At 69.3% G+C, this 23,107-nt stretch carries 27 protein-coding genes; 20 read left to right on the top strand and 7 right to left on the bottom strand.

The annotated features are described in order from the left end of the window. Nucleotides 1-23 precede the first annotated feature (23 nt). Nucleotides 24-461, top strand: a complete 438-nt coding sequence (locus tag AC1DJ5_RS00835; RefSeq protein ID WP_477019359.1) for a Ros/MucR family transcriptional regulator — start codon at nucleotides 24-26, stop codon at nucleotides 459-461. Between the two features lie 449 nt (nucleotides 462-910). On the opposite strand, the gene AC1DJ5_RS00830 is transcribed toward AC1DJ5_RS00835, so the two are convergent. From AC1DJ5_RS00830 to AC1DJ5_RS00820, 3 genes are all read right to left on the bottom strand, one after another. After that, complete coding sequence (locus AC1DJ5_RS00830) at nucleotides 911-2,041, bottom strand: DUF2336 domain-containing protein (RefSeq protein ID WP_477019358.1); 1,131 nt, start codon at nucleotides 2,039-2,041, stop codon at nucleotides 911-913. Continuing rightward, nucleotides 2,038-2,976, bottom strand: coding sequence for a hypothetical protein (locus AC1DJ5_RS00825; RefSeq protein WP_477019357.1), 939 nt, complete (start codon nucleotides 2,974-2,976; stop codon nucleotides 2,038-2,040). The genes AC1DJ5_RS00830 and AC1DJ5_RS00825 overlap by 4 nt, the downstream gene beginning before the upstream one ends. 81 nt (nucleotides 2,977-3,057) lie before the next feature. Beyond that, entirely contained in the window at nucleotides 3,058-4,050 is a 993-nt protein-coding gene (locus AC1DJ5_RS00820; RefSeq protein ID WP_477019356.1) for an ABC transporter substrate-binding protein, read from the bottom strand. 1,123 nt (nucleotides 4,051-5,173) lie between these two features. Between AC1DJ5_RS00820 and AC1DJ5_RS00815 the strand changes: the two genes are divergently transcribed. Continuing rightward, on the top strand, nucleotides 5,174-5,743 hold the full coding sequence (locus tag AC1DJ5_RS00815; RefSeq protein ID WP_441455857.1) for a hypothetical protein: 570 nt from the start codon (nucleotides 5,174-5,176) through the stop codon (nucleotides 5,741-5,743). A gap of 194 nt (nucleotides 5,744-5,937) precedes the next feature. On the opposite strand, the gene AC1DJ5_RS00810 is transcribed toward AC1DJ5_RS00815, so the two are convergent. Next, the gene (locus tag AC1DJ5_RS00810) at nucleotides 5,938-7,758 is read right to left on the bottom strand and encodes an ABC-F family ATP-binding cassette domain-containing protein (protein WP_477019355.1); all 1,821 of its coding nucleotides are present in this window, start codon (nucleotides 7,756-7,758) and stop codon (nucleotides 5,938-5,940) included. 108 nt (nucleotides 7,759-7,866) lie between these two features. Here AC1DJ5_RS00810 and AC1DJ5_RS00805 point away from each other — a divergent pair, with 108 nt between their 5' ends. The 9 genes from AC1DJ5_RS00805 to AC1DJ5_RS00765 all read left to right on the top strand — a co-directional run bounded on the left by AC1DJ5_RS00805 (nucleotide 7,867) and on the right by AC1DJ5_RS00765 (nucleotide 15,903). Then, entirely contained in the window at nucleotides 7,867-8,454 is a 588-nt protein-coding gene (locus AC1DJ5_RS00805; RefSeq protein ID WP_441455854.1) for a TetR/AcrR family transcriptional regulator, read from the top strand. Then, nucleotides 8,451-8,789 carry a DMT family transporter gene (locus AC1DJ5_RS00800; protein ID WP_441455853.1) on the top strand — a complete coding sequence of 113 codons (339 nt, stop codon included), beginning with the start codon at nucleotides 8,451-8,453 and terminating at the stop codon, nucleotides 8,787-8,789. Before AC1DJ5_RS00805 ends, AC1DJ5_RS00800 begins: the two co-directional genes overlap by 4 nt. 43 nt (nucleotides 8,790-8,832) lie before the next feature. Beyond that, nucleotides 8,833-9,318: a YcgN family cysteine cluster protein gene (locus AC1DJ5_RS00795; protein ID WP_441455852.1), complete on the top strand. Its 486-nt coding sequence runs from the start codon at nucleotides 8,833-8,835 to the stop codon at nucleotides 9,316-9,318. A 43-nt stretch (nucleotides 9,319-9,361) separates the two neighbouring features. After that, nucleotides 9,362-11,776, top strand: a complete 2,415-nt coding sequence (locus AC1DJ5_RS00790; protein ID WP_477019354.1) for an ATP-binding protein — start codon at nucleotides 9,362-9,364, stop codon at nucleotides 11,774-11,776. Between the two features lie 257 nt (nucleotides 11,777-12,033). Beyond that, the gene (locus AC1DJ5_RS00785) at nucleotides 12,034-12,483 is read left to right on the top strand and encodes a hypothetical protein (protein ID WP_477019353.1); all 450 of its coding nucleotides are present in this window, start codon (nucleotides 12,034-12,036) and stop codon (nucleotides 12,481-12,483) included. After that, on the top strand, nucleotides 12,437-13,627 hold the full coding sequence (locus AC1DJ5_RS00780) for a DNA-packaging protein (protein WP_477019352.1): 1,191 nt from the start codon (nucleotides 12,437-12,439) through the stop codon (nucleotides 13,625-13,627). Before AC1DJ5_RS00785 ends, AC1DJ5_RS00780 begins: the two co-directional genes overlap by 47 nt. Nucleotides 13,628-13,795: 168 nt before the next feature. Continuing rightward, nucleotides 13,796-14,962, top strand: coding sequence for a phage portal protein (locus AC1DJ5_RS00775; RefSeq protein ID WP_477019351.1), 1,167 nt, complete (start codon nucleotides 13,796-13,798; stop codon nucleotides 14,960-14,962). 141 nt (nucleotides 14,963-15,103) lie between these two features. After that, nucleotides 15,104-15,328: a hypothetical protein gene (locus tag AC1DJ5_RS00770; RefSeq protein ID WP_441455846.1), complete on the top strand. Its 225-nt coding sequence runs from the start codon at nucleotides 15,104-15,106 to the stop codon at nucleotides 15,326-15,328. Nucleotides 15,329-15,498: 170 nt separating this feature from the next. Further along, the gene (locus AC1DJ5_RS00765) at nucleotides 15,499-15,903 is read left to right on the top strand and encodes an HK97 family phage prohead protease (RefSeq protein WP_441455844.1); all 405 of its coding nucleotides are present in this window, start codon (nucleotides 15,499-15,501) and stop codon (nucleotides 15,901-15,903) included. On the opposite strand, the gene AC1DJ5_RS00760 is transcribed toward AC1DJ5_RS00765, so the two are convergent. Next, nucleotides 15,885-16,364, bottom strand: coding sequence for a hypothetical protein (locus tag AC1DJ5_RS00760; RefSeq protein WP_441455843.1), 480 nt, complete (start codon nucleotides 16,362-16,364; stop codon nucleotides 15,885-15,887). The two genes, AC1DJ5_RS00765 and AC1DJ5_RS00760, sit on opposite strands and share 19 nt — an antisense overlap. A gap of 40 nt (nucleotides 16,365-16,404) precedes the next feature. Further along, nucleotides 16,405-17,211 carry a hypothetical protein gene (locus AC1DJ5_RS00755; RefSeq protein ID WP_441455841.1) on the bottom strand — a complete coding sequence of 269 codons (807 nt, stop codon included), beginning with the start codon at nucleotides 17,209-17,211 and terminating at the stop codon, nucleotides 16,405-16,407. 107 nt (nucleotides 17,212-17,318) lie between these two features. On the opposite strand from AC1DJ5_RS00755, the gene AC1DJ5_RS00750 reads away from it, so the two are divergent. From AC1DJ5_RS00750 to AC1DJ5_RS00715, 8 genes are all read left to right on the top strand, one after another. Continuing rightward, nucleotides 17,319-18,545: a phage major capsid protein gene (locus AC1DJ5_RS00750; protein WP_477019350.1), complete on the top strand. Its 1,227-nt coding sequence runs from the start codon at nucleotides 17,319-17,321 to the stop codon at nucleotides 18,543-18,545. A 160-nt stretch (nucleotides 18,546-18,705) separates the two neighbouring features. Further along, nucleotides 18,706-18,972: a head-tail connector protein gene (locus AC1DJ5_RS00745; protein WP_441455838.1), complete on the top strand. Its 267-nt coding sequence runs from the start codon at nucleotides 18,706-18,708 to the stop codon at nucleotides 18,970-18,972. Beyond that, the gene (locus AC1DJ5_RS00740; RefSeq protein WP_477019349.1) at nucleotides 18,969-19,316 is read left to right on the top strand and encodes a phage head completion protein; all 348 of its coding nucleotides are present in this window, start codon (nucleotides 18,969-18,971) and stop codon (nucleotides 19,314-19,316) included. The genes AC1DJ5_RS00745 and AC1DJ5_RS00740 overlap by 4 nt, the downstream gene beginning before the upstream one ends. Further along, nucleotides 19,313-19,720 (top strand): DUF3168 domain-containing protein, encoded by a 408-nt coding sequence (locus tag AC1DJ5_RS00735; RefSeq protein ID WP_441455836.1) that lies wholly within the window; start codon nucleotides 19,313-19,315, stop codon nucleotides 19,718-19,720. Before AC1DJ5_RS00740 ends, AC1DJ5_RS00735 begins: the two co-directional genes overlap by 4 nt. Nucleotides 19,721-19,876: 156 nt before the next feature. Further along, nucleotides 19,877-20,287, top strand: coding sequence for a phage major tail protein, TP901-1 family (locus tag AC1DJ5_RS00730; RefSeq protein ID WP_441455834.1), 411 nt, complete (start codon nucleotides 19,877-19,879; stop codon nucleotides 20,285-20,287). After that, nucleotides 20,287-20,577 (top strand): GTA-gp10 family protein, encoded by a 291-nt coding sequence (locus AC1DJ5_RS00725; protein WP_477019348.1) that lies wholly within the window; start codon nucleotides 20,287-20,289, stop codon nucleotides 20,575-20,577. The genes AC1DJ5_RS00730 and AC1DJ5_RS00725 overlap by 1 nt, the downstream gene beginning before the upstream one ends. Next, the gene (locus AC1DJ5_RS00720; protein WP_441455832.1) at nucleotides 20,574-20,744 is read left to right on the top strand and encodes a phage tail assembly chaperone; all 171 of its coding nucleotides are present in this window, start codon (nucleotides 20,574-20,576) and stop codon (nucleotides 20,742-20,744) included. Before AC1DJ5_RS00725 ends, AC1DJ5_RS00720 begins: the two co-directional genes overlap by 4 nt. Before the next feature lie 143 nt (nucleotides 20,745-20,887). Then, nucleotides 20,888-21,418: a phage tail tape measure protein gene (locus tag AC1DJ5_RS00715; protein ID WP_477019347.1), complete on the top strand. Its 531-nt coding sequence runs from the start codon at nucleotides 20,888-20,890 to the stop codon at nucleotides 21,416-21,418. A gap of 213 nt (nucleotides 21,419-21,631) precedes the next feature. On the opposite strand, the gene AC1DJ5_RS00710 is transcribed toward AC1DJ5_RS00715, so the two are convergent. Continuing rightward, the gene (locus tag AC1DJ5_RS00710) at nucleotides 21,632-22,333 is read right to left on the bottom strand and encodes a DUF805 domain-containing protein (protein ID WP_477019346.1); all 702 of its coding nucleotides are present in this window, start codon (nucleotides 22,331-22,333) and stop codon (nucleotides 21,632-21,634) included. A gap of 161 nt (nucleotides 22,334-22,494) precedes the next feature. Between AC1DJ5_RS00710 and AC1DJ5_RS00705 the strand changes: the two genes are divergently transcribed. Beyond that, nucleotides 22,495-23,106, top strand: coding sequence for a phage distal tail protein, Rcc01695 family (locus AC1DJ5_RS00705; protein ID WP_441455826.1), 612 nt, complete (start codon nucleotides 22,495-22,497; stop codon nucleotides 23,104-23,106). Nucleotide 23,107 lies beyond the last annotated feature (1 nt).

Here is a 23,107-nt window from a genome sequence, read left to right as displayed (position 1 = left end):
CTCCTGAAACAGGCTATCCCCCCATGGAAGAAAAACCCGAGCTGCTCGAAATGACGGCGGACATCGTGTCGGCTTACGTCAGCAACAACACCGTCTCGGCCGACGCCGTGCCGGGTCTGATCGCCCAGATCCACGCCGCCCTGTCGGGCGTGTCTTCGGGTCCGGTGGAAATCGAGCCCGAGCCCAAGGAGCCGGCGGTTCCGGTGCGCAAGTCGATCACGCCTGACTTCCTGATCTGCCTGGAAGACGGCCGCAAGTTCAAGTCGCTGAAGCGCCACCTGCGCACCAAATACAACATGAGCCCCGAGGAATACCGGGCGAAGTGGGGCCTGGCCAAGGACTATCCCATGGTCGCGCCGAACTACGCCAAGGCCCGCTCGGACCTGGCCAAGCAGATGGGCCTGGGCCAGGGCGGCCGCAAACCCGCCCGCGCCACACCCGCCCGCGCCGCCAAGAAGTAAGACCGGCCTTTCAGGTCGGACGCAGCGCCCGTCTTCCGAGAGGAAGGCGGGCGTTTTTGCTTTATGGAGGGCGCTACCGCCCTTCGGGCTGCTTGAGCGCGTTTGGCGCTCGTTCTCCCTCCCCTTCATGGGGAGGGTGGTCGCGAAGCGACCGGGTGGGGGCGCTTTGGCAGATCAAGCGCTTCGTTTGGCTGACGGTGGCGTCGCCCCCTCCACCGCTACGCGGTCCCCCTCCCCATGGAATGGGGAGGAAAAAAGAGGGCGCTCTGGATTTCCTCCCTGTCGCGGAGCGATGGGGAGGTGGCGCGGCCGCGATAGCGGACGTGACGGAGGGGGCGGCGGGACGTTTGATCGTGTAGCGCTCACTCAGCCAAAGCGCCCCCACCCGTCTGACGCTGCGCGTCAGCCACCCTCCCCATGAAGGGGAGGGAGAGGCGTCGCGTTTCGGCTTACGCCGCGTGCATGGCCTTGCGCATGCGCCAGAAACGCAGGGTCCGCTGGGCGGCTTCGTTGGTCAGGTCGTTGTACATGCCGGCGTAGGCGCGGGCCTTGCCCATGGCGTCGCCGTCGGTGTTCAGCACCACCACGGCGTAGGTCAGGAACAGGGCGCGATCCAGGTCGGCGGCCTTGCAGACCACGGCCAGGGCGTCCAGCTCGCGCCGCTCGATGATCTGGCGGGCGGTGTGGAAGTCGATGTCGGCCAGCTGCGACAGGGCGATCAGGAAGGACGTGCGGCTGCCCGAGCGCAGGAAGCGGGCCAGCACCGGCGGCGTCAACTGGCCGGCGATGCGCAGTTCCTCGACGTAGGCCAGGCTCTCGGCGTAGTCGGGCGGCAGGGCACCGTCGTCGGTGGCGACGCGGGCGCGGCCGGCGGCCAGGGCGCTTTCCAGCAGGGCAGGGTCCAGACGCGCGTTCTGTTCCAGGATGCGCTGGCGCAGGCGGGCCTCGACGGCGAAATACATCTCGTTCAGCAGGTCCGGCGGCAGGCTGGCGCGCTCGACCGTGGCGGCGTGCAGGGCCGGATTGACGCGGGCGCGCTCGACGGCGGCCTCGGAGGCGGCGCGCGACAGACAGGCCCCCTCGTTGCCCAGCAGCACGCCCAGGGTCTCGTCGTCGCCGCGCTCGATGATGGCGTCGGACACGGCCTCGGACACTTCGGCGCGCTGGCTGACGGCGCGCATATGGCCCTGGCCGCGCGAGCGGATGACGTGGATCAGATCGGCCTCGGTCAGCACTGGCGAGGCGCGCAGCACCGGCTGGGCGACGTCCTCGGCCTCGTCGTTGGCGAGACGGCGGATCAGCTGATGCGGGGCGTCGGGCACGGCGGCGAAGCGTTGGGCCAGTTCGGCGCGGACGGCCAACTCCATGGCGTCGGTCAGGTCGCTGAGCACGGCGCCGTAGAGAGCGGCCTCGGCCTCGCTGCGTTCGGCGGCGCCGAAGAAGTGGTCGGTCAGTTCGCGCAGCAGGGCGCGGCGCTTCTCGCTGGACGGCTCCTGCGCCAGGGCGATCAGGTCGGGCAGACGCGACGAGGCGTCAGACTCCGAGAGGGGGACCGGGGGAGGGGCGGCGCCGTCGCTCATGGCAGGGTTGGGTCTTCGTTGGCGGGCAGGGCCTGGAGGCGGCCGTTCGCATTGCGGATCAGATTGGGGGCGGCGGGCGGGGCGGCCAGGTCGCTCGATGCGGGCATGCTGGCCAGATCCACCGGCAGGGCGTCCAGATAGATCGGCGCGGGCAGGGGCGTGGCGTCGGGTTGGCGGCCGTTCTGGCGATGCACCGAATAGTAGCGGGCGCCGCCCTGGGCGGCAGGCGCGCGGGCGTCCGCGGCCGGGGCGGGCTGGATCTGCGCCTGGACCTGAGGCGCGGCCTGAGGTGCGGCGTCAGGCGCGGGCGCCGGGCGCTGAAGGCGGAAGATCGGCGCGTCGCGGCGCGGGGCCATCGGGTCGGACGCGGGCGAGGCGAGGGCGGCGGCTTCGGGCGCCGGCGTCGAAACCGGCGCGCGGACAGGGTGCGGCGCGGGGGCGGCGACGGGCGGCGCGACGGGCATGGGCGGCGGCGCAGCCTCGGCGGTTGCGGCGAAATAGGCGGTCGGAGCCGGAGCCGCCGACGACGATGCGACGGCGCGTGCCGGGCTCCAGGGCGCGGCGGCCTCGACCGGCGCGGCGGGCTGCGGTTGATAGGCGGGCGTCTGCGAGCCGATCCAGGCGCTGGCGGGCGTCAGGCCCTGACGCGCCTCACGCGAGGGCGCGGGGGCGAGCGCGGCCTCGGGGGCGGGTTGGCCGCCGTGGGGGATGATCGGCGGTCGGCGCACGGCGGCGGTCGGCGCGGCCTCGACGGCGCGCGCGGCTTCGGCGACGGCGACCGGGCTGTAGGAGCGACCCGGCCAGGTCAGGTAACGCAGGCCCGCCGCGTTCGCGCTGGACGGCGCGGGGCTGGTCTGAGCCGCCGCGGGCGCGCCGAGGCCGAGGGCGCAGGCCCCGGCGGTCAGAATGGCGGCGGTGATCGGCGGGCGTCGCACGGACGGCTCCTGCTTGGCGGACGGGGATGAACGCGCAAGCTAGGCCGGGACGGCTTAATCCGCTGCTAACGCGGGGGGGCGTCAGCCCCGGCCGGGCAGGTATTGGGCGGTGAAGGCCTCGCGCCAGTCGGGCGGCGAGGGATAGGCGGCCTCGGTCTGGTCGGCGAAGGCCTGCCAGCGGTCGGCCGTCATGGCCCCCAGGCCGTAGAGGGCCGCGTCGCCGCCGTCGACCACGGCCTCGGTGCGCAGGCTGGCGCGGACGGCGTCCAGCAGACGCTGGTTCAGGGCGGGATTGGCGCGGCGGATCAGGGCGTCGCCCTTGGTCCCGTCGCCGTGGACATAGTCGCGCCAGCCCTCGACCGAGGCGGCGATGAAGTCGCGCAGCGCCCGGGCGTTGTCGCGGGCGAAGGCGTTGGGGGCCAGGACCAGGCCGGAATAGGAGGGGTAGCCGTCGTCGGCGGGGATCAGCACGCGCGGCTCGAACCCGGCCTGACGCGCGATCAGGGTCGGATCGCCCGCCGTCAGCCGCCCGACCAGGACCGCTTTCGGATCGGCCAGGAAGGCCTTGAGGTTGTCCTCCGGCGTTCCCGGCCGCGCCTGATCGGCGGTCAGGTCGAAGCGGGTGCGCAGCCAGTTCCAGAATCCCGCGTGGTCGGCCGGGGACATCAGGATGGGCCGCTCGCGCAGGGCCGACAGGGCCTCCAGCGACTGATCCGGGCGAGCCATCAGGACCACGGGATCCTTTTGCAGGAAGGCGGCGACGGCCTTGACCGGGGCGCGGTCGGCGACCAGCCGCATCGGCGCGAAGCTGTCGACGCCGAAGGCCAGTTCGACCGCGCTGGCGGCCAGCAGGGCGGGGACGTCGGCGCCGGCCGGCCCGGTCAGGATCTCGACGTTGAGGCCGCGCCGCTCATAGGCCCCGACAGCGATGGCCTGATAGAAGCCGCCGTGGGCGGCGGTGACCGGTCCCCCGGCGGCCAGACGCAGGCGCACCCGGCCGGATTCATCGACCGGCGCCTCGGTGCGGCCGCAGGCCGACAGGCCGAGCACCGATAGGCCGGCGGCCCCCAGCATCAGGCTGCGGCGGGAAGGCCCGCTACGGGAAGGATGGACACGTGTCATCACGCCTTGGTGTAGGGGGCGGCGGCGGACTTGGGAAGGTCGGGCGGCGTCATGACGTCCGCTGGAATTGAGCGAGGGGACGTGACCCCTGGCGCACCCGAATGGGCGAACCCTTGATCGCGTCCCCTCGCCAAGTCCGGGTTGGACCTGGCCGGCTGGGTCAGGGCCTTGCGTCACGCCTCGGGCGAACCCGGCGGCGGTCGGCTGGTCTCCTGGCGGCTCCTGGTCGCATCGGGCGCGTCGTCGGGACGCGTCGTCTTCGATCCCGGCCCGGTTCTCCACAACCCCCGCGCCGAGGCGCTTAAGGATCGGGAGCCTGGGCCCTGCGTCGGTGTTTCCGGGTCCTTCGAAAAGGCCTGGAACCCTGGGTCAGAGAGCCGGACCGACCCGCTTGAAACCCCTCTCCATTGCTGGTTCTGAGGTTCCCGCGCCGCCGTGTCCCTCGGCCTGATGAGGTTCCGACGAACGGAGATTTCTGGCAAGCCGGCGATTCCAGAGGGCTGTGGGCAACCCGTGGATCAGGCGTGGGCAAGCCTGTGGATAGCTGTGGACGGCCGGAATTCGTGGAGGCCGATCAGCGGGGTGAGACGTCCACAGGAAGCGTGAGGGGGCGCGGCGTTGCGCCTTAAAGGCGCGACAAGGATCACTGTGGGGGGAATGTCGGCTTTCGACCCGTTGCGGGCGTTAGATGATTATGCCGAACCCTGTGAATGTCAGGATGATTGTCGCGAAGAACTGCCCGAACAGAGCAAGGAATAGCAGCGCCAAGGTTATGGCAATTATCCAGACCAGAACCCTTGTGAGGCGCGCTGACATTGCTCTTCTCTAGCACGATATCGCGCACCGGCCTCTCAAAGCTTGCTAGCCGGTGTCCGCTAACGCCCCTAGTAGACGTTAAAGGCGTCCGCTTGCTGGCCTGGAACCGCACGCGACCCAAAGCGGACAATGAGAGGCGGGCATCGGCAGCCAACGGCTTCTTTGACCTGAGCCACGGGTGCGCGTTTTTGACGGGATCGTTGACTGAACATCGACCTAGGCTAGCGTGTCCGCCGAAGTATCGGTGGGGAGGCCCTTGATGAGTGCGTTCGAGTTCTTCTTCAGCCTATTCGGGCTGATCCTCGGCCTCGCAATTGCCGTCGTCATTGGCGGACTGAGCGATGTTCTGCGCGAACGCACGCGCATCAAGATCGGCTGGCTGACACCGATGCTGGCGGTGTTCATCCTGATCGATCTGTCCAGCGTCTGGGTCAATGCCTGGAGCGGGCTAGCAGACATCGAGGTCGCCTACGGGCCGTTCGTCGCCGCCCTCGTCGTGGCCGGCGTCTACTATTTCGCGGCAGGGATGGTGTTTCCAAAGGTCGCCACCGACTGGGCGTCGCTGGACGAGTATTATATGGGCCACTACCGCTGGGTGCTCGGCGGCGTCATGGCGGCGAACCTTGGTCTGATGCTGATCGAGACTGCGGCCACTCAGGCGTGGGCGGCACTACCGCTGCATTTCGTCGGATCGCCGGTCACAGCAGTGTGGTGGGCGACCTTGATCGGGCTCTGTTGCTTGCCCCGCCGACGGGCTCAGCTGATCGGACTGGGAGTCCTCCAGTTGATCTGGATTTACGTCCTTTTGACCTATTGGACCTCGCGATGAGCGAGGGTGCCGAGTGACTTCGGCAAGCTATTTCTCGCGCGAAGTTTCCAGGGGCGGGTCGATGTCCGCTTCCCGCCCTTGGCCGACATTCGTGGGCACGATCTGGGCGTCGCCCCTCGCGGTCCCCCCCTCCCCACAGGTGGGGGGGAAAGCGCCGGTGCACGTCATCCTCGGAGCGACGTGAAAGCGTCCGATCAGCCCGCCAGGGCCGCCCGCTTCTCTTCCAGCTCCAGCCATTCCAGTTCGGCGGCTTCGAGATCGGCTCTAGCCTTGTCGGCGGCCTTCATGGCGCGGTCGAAGGCGGCGGGGTCACGGGTGTAGAGGCTCTGGTCGGCCAGGGTCGCGTCGTGTTTGGCGATCTGGCCGGGCAGGGCTTCCAGCAGGGCTTCCAGTTCCTTGAGGCGGTGGGCGTCCTTGAAGGACAGCTTGCCGGGCTTCTTGGCGGCGACCGCTGCGGGCGCGGGGTTGGCCTCGGCGCGGGCGGCGGCCTCCTTGTCCTGCGGGCGGGGGTTGGAGCCGGGCTGGAGGAAGCCGGGGTTCTGGCGGATGAAGTCGGTCCAGCCGCCGGGGGTTTCGACGATGTCGCCGCGCCCGTTCATGGCGATGGTCGAGGTGGCCAGACGGTCGACGAAGTCGCGGTCGTGGCTGACCAGGATCAGGGTGCCGTCATAGGTCTCGAGCAGCTCTTCCAGCTTGTCCAGGGTGTCCATGTCGAGGTCGTTGGTTGGTTCGTCGAGGACCAGCATGTTGGCGGGCTTGGCCAGGGCGCGGGCCAGAAGCAGGCGGTTGCGCTCGCCGCCCGACAGGGTCGAGATCGGCTGGCGCAGCTGGGCCTCGGAGAAGAGGAAGTCCTTGGCGTAGGCGGCGACGTGCTTGGAGAAGCCGCGCACGATGATGCTGTCGCCGCCGCCCGGCGTCAGGGCGTCCCACAGGGTCATGTCCGACTTCAGTCCCTCGCGCGACTGATCCAGATAGACGGGTTCCAGATTGGAGCCGAGCTTGACCGTACCCTCGTCGGGGGTCAGTTCGCCCAGCAGCACCTTGACCAGGGTGGTCTTGCCCGCGCCGTTGGGGCCGACGATGGCGAGCCGGTCGCCGCGGATGATGCGGGTGGTGAAGGGCTTGAAGATGGTGCGCTCGCCGAAGACCTTGGACACGCCCTTGAGGTCGGCGACCAGCTTGCCCGAGGTCACGCCGGAATCGACGCCGAGATAAAGCTCGCGGGGCTGATCCTTGGCCCGTTCGGCGTGCTCGCTGCGCAGGGCCTGAAGCGAGCGGGCGCGGCCTTCGTTGCGGCTGCGCCGCGCGGTGATGGAGCTGTAGAAGGTCGCGGTCTCACGCTCGATGGTCTTGGACAGGCGGCGCAGGGACTCGGCCTCTTCCTCCATGACCTTGGTGGACCATTCGTCGAAGGAGTCGAAGCCCTTGTTCAGGGTGCGGACGCGGCGGTTTTCCAGCCAGTGGACGGTGTTGGTCACCTTGTTCAGGAAGGCGCGGTCGTGGCTGACGACGAGGACGGCGAAGCGGGCCTGGACCAGCTCGTTTTCCAGCAGTTCGATGGCCAGGATGTCGAGGTGGTTGGTCGGCTCGTCCAGCATCAGGACGTCGGGTTCTTCGGCGAACGCCTTGGCCAGGGCCGCACGACGGGTCTCGCCGCCCGACAGGCCGACGGCGGCCTTTTCCGGGTCGAGGCCGAAGGTGGTCAGCCAGCTTTCGGCGGTCCAGCGCTCGGCGCCGCCGGATGCGGCGTAGTCCAGCAGGGTGTCGCCTTTGACGTCCGGCTCTTGCGGCACATAGGCGAAGCGGGTGCCGGCCTGGACCGAGCGGTCGCCCGAGTCCTGCTCGATCAGGCCCATGACGACCTTCATCAGGGTCGACTTGCCGGCGCCGTTGCGCCCGACCAGGGCGGCGCGGCTGCGCGGTTCAACCGCCAGATCGACACCGTCGAACAAGGGGCGTTGACCGTCCTGGAGGCGGACGTCCTTGAGGGCGACGAGAGGGGGACGTGCAGCCATGAAGACAATGCGACCGATAAATGCGGGAGGAGGGTCGCCCCTATAGACCGAAGGGGGCGTCGCAGGCCATCGCTTGATAACATACCATCTGGACGGTAAGTCTTGCGCATGGAAGCTCAGACACGCCGCCGCGCGCCGGAAACCACCCGCGCCGAGATCATCGACATGGCGATCGAGGTCGCCGCCGAACAGGGGGCGACGGGGCTGACGCTGGATGGGGTCGTGGCGCGGCTGTCGTTCAGCAAGGGCGCCTTGCTGCATCACTTCCCCAACAAGCAGGCCCTGTTGGAAGGGGTGATGGACCAGCTGGCGGCGTCGATGACGGCGCAGGTGCTGGAGGAGGCGGCGCGGGATCCCAATCCCTATGGCCGCAATGCGCGGGCCTATCTGCGGGCCACGGTCAACGAACCGGTGACGGAGCGCGACGTCAGCATCGGCCGGGCCGCCCTGGCCGCCTGCGCCATCGAGCCGACCCTGATCGTGCGCTGGCGGGCGGCGATGCGGACCCTGGCGGTGGACGACCCCGTCGATCCGGCGGGTAAGGATGACGCCCTGATGCTGCGGTTGATCGCCGACGGGCTTTGGATAAGCGATCTGTTCGGCGTGCATGAGGTGTCGCCGGAGCAGCGCAAGGCCTTGCTGTCGCTGCTGACGCCGGGAACCCTGTTGACCGACGCTCAGGCGAGCGAAGGGTGAACCCGATCACCTGGGCGGCTCTTCTGGGCGCCATCGGCCTAGAAGTTCTGGGGACCACCTTGTTGCAGTCGTCGCAGCAGTTCACCCGGCCCTGGCCGACGGCCGGGCTGGCGCTCTGTTACGGCCTGGCCTTCTACCTGCTGACCATTGCACTGAAGCAGATGCCGGTGGGGCTGGCCTACGCCATCTGGAGCGGGCTGGGGGTGGTGCTGATCTCGGTGATCGGCCTGTTTCTGTTCAAGCAGAAGCTGGACCTGCCGGCTGTCATCGGCCTGATCATGATTGTGGGCGGAGTGGTGGTGATCAACGTCTTCTCGAAGAGCGTGACGCACTGATCGGCCGCGACAGCGCCGCATAGGCGGCGTATAGGCCCCGCGCATGAAACCCTTCTGGGAAACCAAGCCGCTGACGGAGATGTCTCCGACCGAGTGGGAGAGCCTGTGCGACGGGTGCGGCCTGTGCTGCGTCATTCGCTTCGAGGACGAGAACACCGGCGAGATCGTGCCGACGCGGGTTCACTGCAAGCTGTTCGACCCGGACAAATGCACCTGCTCGGACTACGCCAACCGGCAGGAGCACGTGCCGGACTGCATCAAGCTGACGCCGGGCAAGATCGGCAACCTGCGCTGGCTGCCGCCGTCGTGCGGCTATCGCCGGGTGCACGAGGGGCGGGGACTGGCCTGGTGGCATCCGCTGGTCTCGGGCGATCCCGAGACGGTGCATAAGGCGGGGGTGTCGATCCGACGCCAGACCATTTCGGAAGCGGCGCTGGCGACGGAAGAAGACGCCCTGGATTTCGAAGCGCCCGAATGGATGCTGGAACGCGGGGCGAAATCGCCGAAAGCGCCGACTGATAACGATTGATTCGGCGGTCCTGATGAAAGGTGGGTCCAGGAGGACCTAATCTTTGTCATTCACCACCAAGAGCATCGAGGCGCTCGACAATCCGGCTGGCCCGTTCCACCGGCTGGTCGATCTGGCGGCGACGCTGTTCGACTGCCGGGCGGCGGTGGTGACCCTGTTGACGCCGACCGAAGCCGTGGTGCGGTCCAATGCGGGCCTGTGTTCCCAGCGGACCTCGTTCGACAATAGTCTGGCGCCCATGATGGCGGCGATGGGGCGTGGGGCGGTGGTGGTTATCACTGACGCCGCCAAGGATCCCCGCACTAAGGATCATCAGCTGGTTCGCGGACCGGCGCACCTGAGGTTCTACGCCGCCGCGACCCTGTGCGGACCGGACGGCGCGCCGATCGGGGCGCTGAGCGTCCTGCACGACTGCAGCCTGCCTCCGCCGAGCGACAAGCAGCTGAATCAGCTGAAGATGCTGGCCGGCATGACCGAGGACATCATCGGCGGCATTGAGGCGGCGCGTATCCGCGACGAGCGTCTGGAGACGCTGAGGCTGGTCGAGCAGATGTCGGGCGTCGGCCACTGGCGGCTGGAACGCAACACCGGCGTCGTCGAGTGGTCGGACGAGGTCTATCGCATTCACGGCGTCGACCGCGAGACGTTCGATCCCAACCTGCACAGCGCGCTGGACTTCTATGTCGAAGAGGATCGCCAGACGATGGCCGGTCTGATCCAACGCGGGATCGAGCACGGCGAAGGCTACCTGGCCAAGCTGCGGATCGTCCGGCCCGACGGTGAGGAGCGTCAGGTTCTGACCCACGCCGAGACCGAGGTCGACGAAACCGGCCAGGTCGTCGCCATGTTCGGCGTTTTCCAGGACGTGACCGAGCAGGAGCGTGTGCTGGCCCGGGCGCGGCGCGACGAGGGGCGCTATCGCCTGCTGGCCGAGAACGTCGGCGACGTCATCACCCGCGTGAAGATGGACGGGTCGAGCAAGTATATCTCGCCGGCGATCCAGCAGTTGCTGGGCTGGACCTTCGAGGAGATGACGGGCCAGTCGACCGACTATGTCCACCCCGAGGACCGGCATCTGGTGCTGGGCGCCATTGGACAGGCGGTGAAGACTGGCCGGCCGACCCGTCTGGAGCACCGCGCCGTGCACAAGAACGGCGCGACCGTCTGGGTCGAATGCACCTTCAAGGCGCTGAGGGACAAGCACGGCCATGTCGACGACGTGGTGGTGGTGATCCGCGACATGAGCCAGCGCAAGGCGCTGGAGGCCGAGGTCATCGAGGCCAAGGAGCGGGCCGAGAAGGCCGCCCAGGCCAAGAGCGAATTCCTGGCCAACATGAGCCACGAGCTGCGCACGCCGCTGACCAGCGTGATCGGTTTTTCGGGCCTGTTGCAGGGCTCCGAGGCGCTGCCGGACGAGGAGCGGGTCTATGTCGAGCGGATCGCCACGGCCAGCGAGGCCTTGCTGGGGGTGATCAACGACATCCTCGACTATTCCAAGCTGGAAGCGAACGCGATCGAGATGGATCCCGAGCCGTTCCAGGTCGCGGCCCTGGTCGACGGGGCGGCGGCCATCGTCGAGGGGCAGTGCGTCGGCAAGGGGTTGAGTCTCAAGGTGGTGGTCGACGCCGCCATGCCCGAGGTGCTGACCGGCGACGCCGGGCGGCTGCGTCAGGTGATGCTGAACTTCCTGTCCAACGCCGTGAAATTCACCGGCAAGGGCGGGGTGACGCTGCGGGTCGGCGGGCGGCCGGAAGGCGACGGGCGCTGGCGTTTGCGGGTGGCGGTGACGGACACCGGCATCGGCATTCCGGCCGAGAAGATCGACCAGTTGTTCGAACGCTTCACCCAGGCCGACGCCTCGACCACGCGGGTCTATGGCGGCACCGGACTGGGGCTGGCCATTTCGCGGCGGCTGATCGAGATCATGGGCGGCGAGATCGGCGTCGACAGCCGACCGGGCGAGGGGGCGACCTTCTGGTTCGAGACGCCCCTGGCCCAGGGCGGCGCGATCGGGCGGCTGGCCAGGGGCGACGAGGCGATGGCTGCGCCCGGGACCATGGCCGCAGGACACATCCTGATGGCCGACGACGCGCCGGGGAACCGCGAACTGGTCAGCGCCATCCTGCGTGGCCTGGGGCTGGAGATCGACACGGTCTGCGACGGGGCCGAGGCGGTCCACGCCATGCAGAACGGCGCCTACGACCTGGTGCTGATGGACGTGCACATGCCGGTCATGGACGGGCTGACGGCGACGCGGGAGATCCGGCGGATGCAGGCGGGTACGACGCGGCGTACGCCGATCCTGGCGCTGACGGCCAACGTCCAGGCGGACCAGGTGGCGCGCTGCCTCGACGCCGGCATGGACGGGCATCTGGCCAAGCCGATCCAGATTCCCGAGCTGGCCGGGGCGCTGGCCCACTGGCTGGCGGGCGGGGACGCGGTGGCGCTGGCGGGGTAGGCTTCCTTCTCCTCCCCATGGAATGGGGAGGTGGCGCGGGCGCGAAGCGTTCGTGACGGAGGGGCTGCTCCTCTTCAGGCTGGGGCGCAGGCCCCTCCACCGCTACGCGGTCCCCCTCCCCACGAGTGGGGAGGAAAGAGAAGCCATCCGGCCTTGGCTATCGCAGCTGTGCCTCGCAAACCCTGAAAATTCCCGGGATTGATCCGTTCTCGCAGGCGTTGGCCAGCCTGAGGACGCTGGTCCTCTATGGTTCAGGCATGGCGGGAAATAGGGATGAGGCGGAGGCGGGGTGGCTGGACGCGGTGTTCGACCAGTTGAAGGCCCTGACCGATCAGGCGATCGCGGTGGTGGCCGCCGCCGAGGCGCCGGCCGATATGGCCGAGGCCGAGAAGCGGGCGCGGGCCGTCGGCGTCCTGGCGCGAACGGCCAGGGCGGTGGCGGCGCTGAAAGCGAGCCCCGTCCGCAAGAGCCGGAACCCCGAAGAGGATGAAATGAGCGAAGACGATCGTGACATCAGCGACGCCGAACTGGCCGGGCTTCAGGCCCAATTCTACGCCCGCGTCGATCATCTCGTCGCAGCGTTCGAGCGCAAGTCGCTTACTGCGGGACTGGGCCGAGAGCCTGCCGCGCGAACACCGGGCGGCGGCGTTGAGGGCGGCGATGAATGCGACGCCGAGGCTGAGCGACGACCAGGCCTGGCGGCCTGACGTCGACTGGCGCACCTGGGTGCTGCTGGGCGGGCGGGGGTCGGGAAAGACCTTCGCCGGGGCGTTTTGGCTGAGCGAACTGGCGCGGCGGGACAATCTGAATCTGGCCCTGATCGGACCGGCGCTGCACGACGTGCGCGAGGTCATGGTCGAAGGCGTGTCGGGGCTGAAGGCGCTGGGCGGCAAGGATCACCGGCCGCGCTGGGAGGCGGGACGGCGCAGGCTGATCTGGCCTTCGGGGTCGGCGGCCTATGCGTTTTCGGCGGAGGACCCGGACAGTTTGCGGGGGCCGCAGTTTCATGGAGCCTGGGCCGATGAGTTCTGTGCCTGGAGACACCCGGAGGCGACGTTGTCGAACCTGAGGTTTGGCTTGCGTCTGGGGGATGATCCCAAGCTGGCGATCACCACGACGCCGAGGCCGATCGCGGCGCTGCGGCGGTTGCTGGCCGAGCCGGGGGTGGTCAAGGCGCGGCTGGCGACGGCGGCCAATGCGGACAACCTGTCGCCGGGGTTTCTGGGCCATCTGAAGGCGCTCTACGCCGGGACGCGGCTGGAGGCGCAGGAGATGGAGGGGCTGATTGTCGAGGCCGACGGCGCCCTGTTCCGGGCCGAGGATCTGGCGCGGGCGCGGGGGGCTCGACCGGCGAAGTTCGAGCGGGTGGTGGTGGCGGTGGACCCGCCGGCCAGCGCGCACGGCGACGCCTGCGGCATCGTGGTGGCGGGGCGCAAGGACAAGGTCGGTTATGTGCTGGCGGACCGTTCGGCGCGGGGGTTATCGCCCGCCGGATGGGCGCAGCGGGTGGCGGAGACAGCGGTGGAATTCGGCGCCGACCTGGTGCTGGCCGAGGCCAATCAGGGCGGGGAGATGGTGCGGACCCTGCTGGCCCAGGCGGACTGCGAGGTGCTGATCAAGCTGGTCCACGCCAGCCGGTCCAAGAAGGCGCGGGCCGAGCCGGTGGCGGCGCTTTATGAGCAGGGGCGGGTGGTTCACTGCGGCGCGTTTCCGGCGCTGGAAGAAGAGATGATGGCGCTGGGCAGCGAGGCGGCGGGGGCGAAGAGCCCCGACCGGGCGGACGCCCTGGTGTGGGCGCTGACGCATCTGCTGCTGGCGGGGAAGAGCCTGCCGAGGTTGCGGGCGCTCTAACTTCCTTCTCCCCTTGAGGGAGAAGGTGGCCCGTCAGGGCCGGATGAGGGGTTTTGCGACGGCGACCATCGATGAGAGGGCAAGCGACAGCGAGACCCCTCATCCGTCAGGCTTCGCCTGCCACCTTCTCCCGCAAGGGGAGAAGGACAAACGAGAACGGAGAACCACATGGATTGGCGACGACCGTTCGGTCGGCGGCGCATGGCTGCGCCTGAGATCAAGGACAGTCGGGCGGGGCCGCTGATCGCCCTGACCGGCGTAGGCCGGGCGCGATGGACGCCGCGCGACTATGCCCATCTGGCCGAGGAGGGGTTCGCCAAGAACGCGGTGGCCTATCGCTGCGTGCGGATGATCGCGGAGGCGGCGGCCTCGACCCCCTTGATGGTCATGGTCGGCGGCGTGCGGACGACGGAGCATCCGCTGGCGCGGCTGCTGGCCAAGCCCAATCCCGAGCAGTCGGGCGGGGAGCTGATGGAGGCGGTCTATGGCGCGCTGCAGACGGCGGGGAACGCCTATGTCGAGGCGAGCGGAGACGCGGATGGGGACGGCGCGCCGGATGAACTATGGGCGTTGCGGCCGGACCGGGTGAAGGTGGTTCCGGGAAGCGCGGGCTGGCCCGAGGCCTATGAGTATGCGGTCGGCGGGCAGGCGGTGCGGATCGCACGGCACGGCGACGGCTGGTCGCCGGTCATGCACCTGAAGCTGTTTCACCCGACCGACGACCATTACGGGTTTTCACCGCTGGAGGCGGCGGCCTTCGCCATCGACGTGCACAACGCCTCGGGGGCCTGGAACAAGGCGCTGCTGGACAATGCGGCGCGGCCGTCGGGGGCGCTGGTCTATGGGGCCAAGGACGGCGAGCGGCTGACGGCGGATCAGTTCGAGGCGCTGAAATCGGAGCTAGGCGAGGCCCATGCGGGGGCGCGGAACGCCGGGCGGCCGCTGCTGCTGGAAGGCGGGCTGGACTGGAAGCCGATGAGCCTGACGCCGCACGACATGGACTTCATCGCCGGCAAACACGCGGCGGCGCGCGAGATCGCCCTGGCCTTCGGCGTGCCGCCGCAGCTGCTGGGGATACCCGGCGACGCGACCTACGCCAACTATCGCGAGGCCAACGCGGCCTTCTGGCGCGGGACGGTGATCCCGCTGGTGAGGAAGGCGGCGGGGGCGATGACGGGCTGGCTGGGCGGGCGGTTCACCGACTGCCGGATCGAGCCGGACCTGGATGCGGTGCCGGCCTTGCAGGTCGAGCGCGACGCGCTGTGGGCGCGGCTGAACGCGGCGAGCTTCCTGACGGACGAAGAGCGGCGACGGATGGCGGGGGTGGGGGATTAGGTTTTCCTCCCTGTCGCGCAGCGATGGGGAGGTGGCGCGGCGGCGAAGCCGACGTGACGGAGGGGGCGTCTCGACGGGAGAGGGCGGCGTCGCCCCCTCCACCGCTACGCGGTCCCCCTCCCCATGAAATGGGGAGGAAAGATGCCTGAGCTACGAAAAGTGCCCGTCGCCCTGATCGCGGCGCTGCTGGTGCAGAGCGTCGGCGGGCTGGTCTGGGCCGGCGGGGCGGCGGCGCGGATCGCGACGCTGGAGCAGCGGGTCGGCGAGCAGCGGCTGGTGGCGGAACGGCTGGCGCGCGTGGAAGCCCAGGGCGAGGCCGTGCGCGCGGCGGTCGAAAGGATCGAACGTCGGCTGGAGGAGCGATGATGGCGACGAATTTGCCCTTCTCCCCTTGCGGGAGAAGGTGGCCCAAAGGGCCGGATGAGGGGTTTCGCGACCTTGAGTTCAAGGGGCGGTGCGACCCCTCACCCGACCGCGCGAGGACGACGGCTGCGCCGTCGTGCGCGGTCTCCCTCTCCCGCAAGGGGAGAGGGGACGTGACCATCGAAGGCTACGCCTCGCTGTGGGGCGTCGCCGACCTGAACGGGGACGTCGTAGCGAAGGGCGCCTTCGCCGACAGCCTGGCCAAGACGGGCGCGGGCGGGGTGCGGATGCTGCATCAGCACGAGAGCCGGGCCGTGGTCGGCGTCTGGGACGAGATGGTCGAGGACGAGCGGGGCTTGCGGGTGTGCGGGCGCATCCACGACTGGTCGGCCGAGGCCCGCTACGCCCAGGCCCTGACGCGGGCGGGGGCGCTGGACGGGCTGTCGATCGGGTTTCGCGCGGCCAGGGCGCGACGCGACGGGCGACTGCGGGTGCTGAGCGCGGTGGAGCTGTGGGAGGTGTCGCTGGTGACGTTTCCGATGCTGCCGGGGGCGCGGTTTCAGTTGTCGCGGTCGTAGTGTTCGCGGCCCTCGCGACGAAGGTCTTCGAGGGTCTGGCCGTCCGGCGGCGTGATGTAGGCTGTCGCCGGAGCCGCGTCGGGCGTACATCTGGCTGTGATGCTCTCCTCACTGCGGAGGAGGTTGAAGCCGTCCTGGTCGTTGCGGCGCAGCTTCCAGCTGCGAGAGCCGAGATCGCGGCGGAAATCGGTATGCAGAATGGCGAGGATCGTTAGCCGTCCACGACGAACGTCCCCGGCGTGAATGCGGCGAACATCCAGATCGAGGATCCAGGGCCAACTGATGACGATGCAGTCATCGCCGCAATTCGGAACTACGGTCGGTGTCTGCGAAACGATGTGGGCCGTGACCTCGGCGTCGTAGCAGTCCGTATCCTGGGCAATGGCGCTGCTCGTGCTCAATGCGGACGCCGCAGCGATGGCCGAAAGTAAGAGAAAAGATTGGACGATTCTGGTGATCACCTGGCTGGGCCTTTGAGGAGATCGGGACGGGCATTGCGATCTAGCGCCTCTTCGACGTGTCGAATTCGCTGATCCCCGCCCCCTCGACAGTCCACATTTTTTCGCCCGTCACGACATAGATCCGCAGCTGGTGGAGCAGAGACAGGAAGACGTGAATCTCGAGCGGCTGAGGGGCGACGACGACGTTGGTGACGATCGCGAGAACCTGGCCGCCTTGGCCGACCTGACGACGATTCCCGTCAAGGCAGCCCGTGGATAGCTGCTCGCGTTTGTCGACAGTGCGGCCGTCGGCGCTGACGTGGAAACGGTAGTGGCCGCCCATCGGCACCTTGTCAGCGTCTGTGGTCGAGGCCAGGAGCCAGACTAGCCAGCCGTCGCCGTCGGGATCGTCCAGCACCACGGTGTTGTAGAGGGCGGCGCAACGCAGGGCGCCGATGCCCGCAGCGGCGGTGTTGCGAGCGAAATAGCGCGCGGCCTGATCGTCCGGCAGGGCGATGTCAGAGCTTTCGACCACCGCGCCGGCGCGGCCGTTCTTGCCGACCCGGATGTCGTAGCCGGGGCGTGGTGCGGCGGGATCGCCGACAAGGAAGCGGACCAGTTGGTCCTCGCCGTTCGGGACGACGATCCAGCCGATCAGGCCCTCGGGCGGCTTGCCGCGGAAGCGGGCGAGCAGGGCGTCGGTGGCGCGCGCGGCGGCGCGATCTTGCATGAAGATGGCCGTGCCGATCGCGCTGGTCTGAGCCAGAGGCCAGGCCTCGACCTGGGGCGGACGCGAGTCTTCGGCCTGGGCGGGGGAGGCAAGGCCCAGCGACAGGGCGGCGAACAGGGACAACATCAGCGGCCGCATGGGCGATCCTTTAGGGAGCGTCCTGCGCGCGGCAGGGACAGGGCGCGACCGCACGACGGCCACGCCCAAGCGTAACCGCGAAACGCGGTTCTTCAAGCGGAGAGAGCATGAAAGAGACCAAGACCGCCTCGGGCAATCCCGAGGCGCGCGCCGCCATGCATGAGATGATGGCGGCGTTCGAGGCGTTCAAAGGGGCCAACGACGCCCGGCTGGACGAGATCGAGAAGAAGGCTTCGGCCGACGTGCTGCTGGAGGAGAAGGTGGCGCGCATCGACCAGGCGGTGGCGGGGGCTCAGGCGCGTCTGGATCGGGCGCTGAGCGAGGGGCGCAGGCCGATGTTGGGCGCTGAGCCGGCCGTCGTGGCGGCGGCGCCGGAGGCCAAGGCGGCCTGGGACGGCTATATGAAGTCGGGCGCTTCGCATGGTCTGGAGCTGAAGGCGGGGCTGTCGTCGGCGTCGAACTCGGCCGGCTATGTCGTGCCGCCGGAGACGGAGCGCGCGATTGAGCGGCGCCTGATGGCGGGCTCGCCGATGCGCGAGATCGCCACGGTGCGCACGGTCGGCTCGGGCGTGTTCAGGAAGCCGGTGTCGACGGCGGGCGTGGCGGCGGGCTGGGTGGCCGAGACGGCGGCGCGGCCGGAGACGGACCCGGCGACGCTGTCCTTGCTCGAGTTCTCTTCGGCGGATCTTTACGCCTGTCCGGCGGCGACGCAGAGCCTGCTGGACGACGCCCTGATCGATCTGGACGAATGGCTGGCGGCCGAGGTCGAGGACGCCTTTGCGGCGCAGGAGACGGCGGCCTTTGTCAGCGGCGACGGGGTGAACAAGCCCAAGGGCTTCCTGGCCTATGCGACGGCGACCGAGGGCACGCAGACCTGGGGCCAGATCGGCACGGTGGCGTCGGGGGCGGCGGGGGCCTTCGCCTCGGCCAGTCCGGCGGACAAGCTGATCGACCTGATCTATGCGCCCAAGGCCCAGTATCGGCCGAATGGGCGTTTCGTGATGAACCGACGCACGGTCTCGGCGGTGCGCAAGTTCAAGGACGCGGACGGGAACTACATCTGGTCGCCGGCGACGCGGCCGGGCGAGACGGCGTCGCTGCTGGGCTATCCGGTCACCGAGATCGAGACCATGCCGGACGTGGCGGCCAACAGTCTGTCGATCGCGTTCGGCGACTTTGCGCGCGGCTATCTGATCGTCGATCGGGCGGGGGTGCGGGTGCTGCGCGATCCCTATTCGGCCAAGCCGTATGTGCTGTTCTACACGACCAAGCGCGTGGGCGGCGGGGTGCAGAACTTCGACGCGATCAAGCTGATGAAGTTCGCGGCGAGCTGAGCGGACTGACCCCTCTCCCCTTGCGGGAGAGGGAGGGACCCGCCGCGTGAGCGGTGGGAGGGTGAGGGGTTTCGCAGGCGGCAAGACCCCTCATCCGACCCCCTTTGGGGGCCACCTTCTCCCGCAGGGGGAGAAGGAAGAGGGAAACAGGAGATTTGAAATGAGCGCACCCGTGACCCTCACGGAGGCGAAGCTGTTCCTGCGCGTCGAGCATGAGGCGGAGGACGGGCTGATCCAGACGCTGATCGGCGCGGCCAGGGCGCGGGTGGAGGGAGAGGTGGGGCTGAGCCTGACGTCGACTTCGCCCGCGCCGCTGCGGCTGGCGGTGCTGATGCTGGTGCTGCGGGCCTATGAGCGCGGCGAGAGCGAGATGTCGGTCGCGTCGGTCGAGGGGTGGATCGCGCCCTATCGCGTGGTGCGGCTTTGACTGGGCGCTATCGGCCTTCGGCCTACTTGAGCGCCGGCGGGATGAAGGTCGTGGCGAGCCTGGTGCGGCCGGTGGAGGCGGAGACGCCCTATGGCGGGCGGGTCGTCAGCTATGAGCCGGTCGGGTCGCTGTGGCTGAGCCTTGGCGCACGGCGACGGCGCGAACGGACGGAAGGCGGCGTGACGCGGGGCGTGGAGACGCTGAGCGCCACGGTGCGCGCTGATCCGCGACTGGCCGAGGGGCTGGTGGTGCGTTTCGGCGGGGCGGACTGGGCCGTCGTCGAGATCGAGGCGGATCCCAAGGCCGCGGGGCGGGTGCGATTGAACCTGGAGCGGGCGCGATGAGGGATCATGAGGGGGCGCTGATCAAGGCGTTGATCGCCTGGTTGAAGGGCGACGGGGCGCTGGCGGCGCTGCTGGGCGATCCGGCAAGGGTCTGGGACCAGCCGCCGGAGGAGGCGGCGTTTCCGCATCTGCTGATCGGCAAGGGCGAGAGCCGGGCGGTGAACGCGGACGGCGGCGGGGTCGAGCATCGGCTGACCCTGACCTGCGCCAGTCGGTTTGCTGGGCTGGAGGAGGCGCGGGCGGTCGCGGCGGCGGTGCGGGCGCGGGTCGCGGATGCGCCGGTCGAGGCGGACGGGGTGAAGGCGGTCAGTCTGGGCGTGACCTTTACCGACGTGTTCCGCAGCGCGGATTTGAAACGGGCCTGGGCGGTGATGCGGCTGCGGGCGGTGACGGAAGAGGTTTGACGAACGCTTTCCTCCCTGTCGCGGAGCGATGGGGAGGTGGCGCGTCGCGATAGCGACGTGACGGAGGGGGCGGCTCGACGTCTGACGGCGGCGTCGCCCCCTCCACCACTACGTGGTCCCCCTCCCCAATCAGGGATGGGGAGGAAAGAGGAAAACATGACGGCGCAACGCGGCAAGGACATCTTGCTGAAGGTCGAGGGCGCGGCAGGCGTCTTCACCACGGTCGCGGGCCTGAGGGCGCGGACGATTTCGCTGAACGCCAGGACGGTGGACGCGACGGACGGCGACAGCGCCGGGCGGTGGCGCGAGCTGCTGGCGGGGGCCGGTGTGAAGTCGGCGGCGGTGTCGGGGCAGGGGATTTTCCGCGACGCGGCGTCCGACGCCCTGATCCGCGAGGCCTTCTTTGAACAGGCGGCCAGGACGTGGCGGCTGATCGTGCCGGACTTCGGCGTGCTGGAGGGGCCCTTCCTGGTGGCGGCGCTGGAATACGCCGGCGAGCACGAGGGCGAGGCGAGCTTTGCGATGAGCCTGGCCAGCGCGGGCGAGATCGGGTTCTCGGCGCTGTGATGACGAACGGCGTGCGGGGCGAGGCGGTGGCGGTGCTGGCGGGGGCGGAGCGGAGGCTGTGTCTTACGCTGGGGGCCCTGGCCGAGATCGAGACGGGGCTGGGCGTCGCCGGGATGGCGGCGCTGGCCGAGCGGATGCGGGCCTTGTCGGCGCGGGATCTGCTGGTGGTGCTGGCGGCCCTGCTGCGCGGCGGGGGCGAGGGCGTGTTGGCGGATGGTTTGGCGCGCGCCGCCGTTGATCCGCGCGAGGCGGCGGAGGCGGTGGCGAAGGCGTTTGCGGCTGCGGCATGACGCCTTGGAGCGAGATGATGCAGGCGGCGGCGCGGATGGGCGTGGGGCCGGAGGGGTTCTGGCGGCTGTCGCTGAAGGAATGGCGGATGCTGACGGCGGGACCGGTGCAGGCGGCGCCGCTGGGACGGGGCGAGCTGGAGCGGATGCAGGCGATGTGGCCGGATTGATGCGTGTTTTCCTCCCCATTTCATGGGGAGGTGGCGCGGGCGCGCAGCGTCCGTGACGGAGGGGGCGTCTCGACGGGAGAGGGCGGTGTCGCCCCCTCCACCGCTACGCGGTCCCCCTCCCCATGAAATGGGGAGGAAAGAAGATGACCGATAGTTTCAGGCCGGACGGGTTGGACGCTGTGCCGGTGAAGGCGGCCGAGGCGGCGGCGGCGCTGGAGGCCCTTAGGGAGCCGGCCGAGCGGGCAGCCTCCTCGATCGAGAAGGCCTTCGGGCGGGCGGGCGAGAGCCTGACGCGGTCGCTGGCGCGGGCGGCGGCGGACGGGGAGGTGACGCTGGCCGAACTGGCGCGGGCGGTGCTGAACGCGGTCAATGCGGCGGCGGGATCGAGCAGAGGTGGCGGCCTGTCGGACGCCATTGCAGCGGCGATGAGCGGTTTCGCCGGGGCGCGGGCCGAAGGCGGGCCGGTGCTGGGCGGCGGGGCCTATCTGGTCGGCGAGCGCGGGCCGGAGGTGTTTCGTCCTGGCGGCGCGGGCAGCATCGAGCCGATGGGCGGTGGTGCAGGTTTGACGGTCAATGTCAGCGTCGACGGCGGAGCGCAGGGCCTGTTGCGATCCGAAGCGCAGATCGCGCGGATGCTGGCGCGGGCCACGGCCCTGGGCGCCCGGCGGATGTAGCCGTGCTCAGGCCCCGAGGCCTCGGCCGATCGGAGCAGAGCCCTCTCCCTCGAGGGGGGAGGGTTGGGTGGGGGTGGAGGCAGGCCCTATCCCATAGGTCTCAGGAGACGCGGACCGCCTCATGCGCTTCATGGGCGATGGCGCGCCCTCACCCCCATCCCCGCCCCTTCCCCCCTTGAGGGGGAAGGGAGATGAGCGGCGGCATGGTCCGTCCTACTCGCCCTTGGGATTGGGGCCGTACTTGTTGTCGCCGCGCTGGCTGTCGCCGATGCCGAGCCAGAGCCAGAAGCCGAGGCTGACAATGGCCGAGAGGAAGACGAGGGCGAAGGAGGTCCCGCCGGTGGCGAGAAGGGTTTCGGGATCCATGGACTGCATGGCGTTGGGGTCGAAGAGGACGGCGAGGCCGAAAGACGCGACCATCAGGCCGAGCGCGGCGTACCAGAGCGCCCAGGGGATGACGACCAGCCAGCCCGGCTTGCCCATGTCGTGGAAGCGTTTGAAGCCGACCGCCAGATGGCCGACCAGCAGGATCAGGCCGAGGAAGAAGCTGATCTTCGGAATGAAGCTGGAGACGATGCCGAGGCCGAACAGGATGGCCCAGCTGATCCAGAAATGCTGGCGGCGCATGCGGCCCTTGAACGAGAAGAAGGCGCTCTTGATGTCGTAGCCGCCGCCGGTGTCGCGGGCGACGTAGGACGAAGCGGCGGCCTGGCCGAAGGCGGCGGCGGGCGAGCTGGCCAGGACCATGATCTGGGTCGCCTCGACGCCCTCGGGTACGAAGTCGACGCGAGCGCCGGAACGGATGACGCCGCCCGCCTGAATGGCGGCGCGGGCGAAGCCGTAGCGGATGCTGTCGTCGCCGCTGATCAGGCCGGTGCCCGAGACGTCGTCATAGCTGAGAATTTCACCGCGCATTCGGAAGTCTCCTGATCTGAACGGCCCCCTGCCGCCTGGACGCGAGCATGACCGAGCGTTGGTTTCCAGACAACCCGAAGCGTGGCCTTGGGACCGGATATCCGCGAGCGGATCGCCGCTTGTTCCCGGAATGGCGCAGTTCAAGACATGAGCGAGGATGCATGGCCTTTCATGAGGTGCGCCTGCCCGCGCGGCTGGCGTTCGGATCGACCGGCGGGGTCGAGCGGCGGACGGAGATCACGACCCTGGGGTCGGGGTTCGAACGGCGCTCGACCCCCTGGGCCGAGGGACGCAGGCGCTATCTGATCGGGGCGGGGCTGCGGTCGCTGGACGACATGGCGGCGCTGACCGCCTTCTTCGAGGCGCGACGCGGGCGGCTGTACGGGTTCCGGTTCCGCGACTTCGCCGACTTCAAGAGCTGCGCGCCGGGAGAGGCAGTCGCCGCCACGGATCAGAGGATCGGGACGGGCGACGGGACGCGGCGGATGTTCAGGTTGTGCAAGGCCTATGGCGATCATGAGCGGCGGATCAGGAAGCCGGTCGAGGGCTCGGTTCGGGTGGCGGTGAACGGCGTCGAGACGGGCGCCTTCGTGCTGGATCACCTGACGGGGGAGGCGACGCTGGCGACGCCGCCGGCGCCGGGGGCGGTGGTGACGGCGGGGTTTGTCTTTGACACGCCGGTGCGGTTCGACGCCGACCGGATCGAGATGACGCTGGAGAGTTTTGGCGCCGGGCGGATGGTCGCCATGCCGCTGATCGAGGTGCGGGTTTAGG

Source organism: Brevundimonas sp. 01N35 (assembly GCF_056399785.1).
Note: the sequence above shows the minus strand (reverse complement) of the source record. Positions and strands in the feature narration are given on the sequence as shown.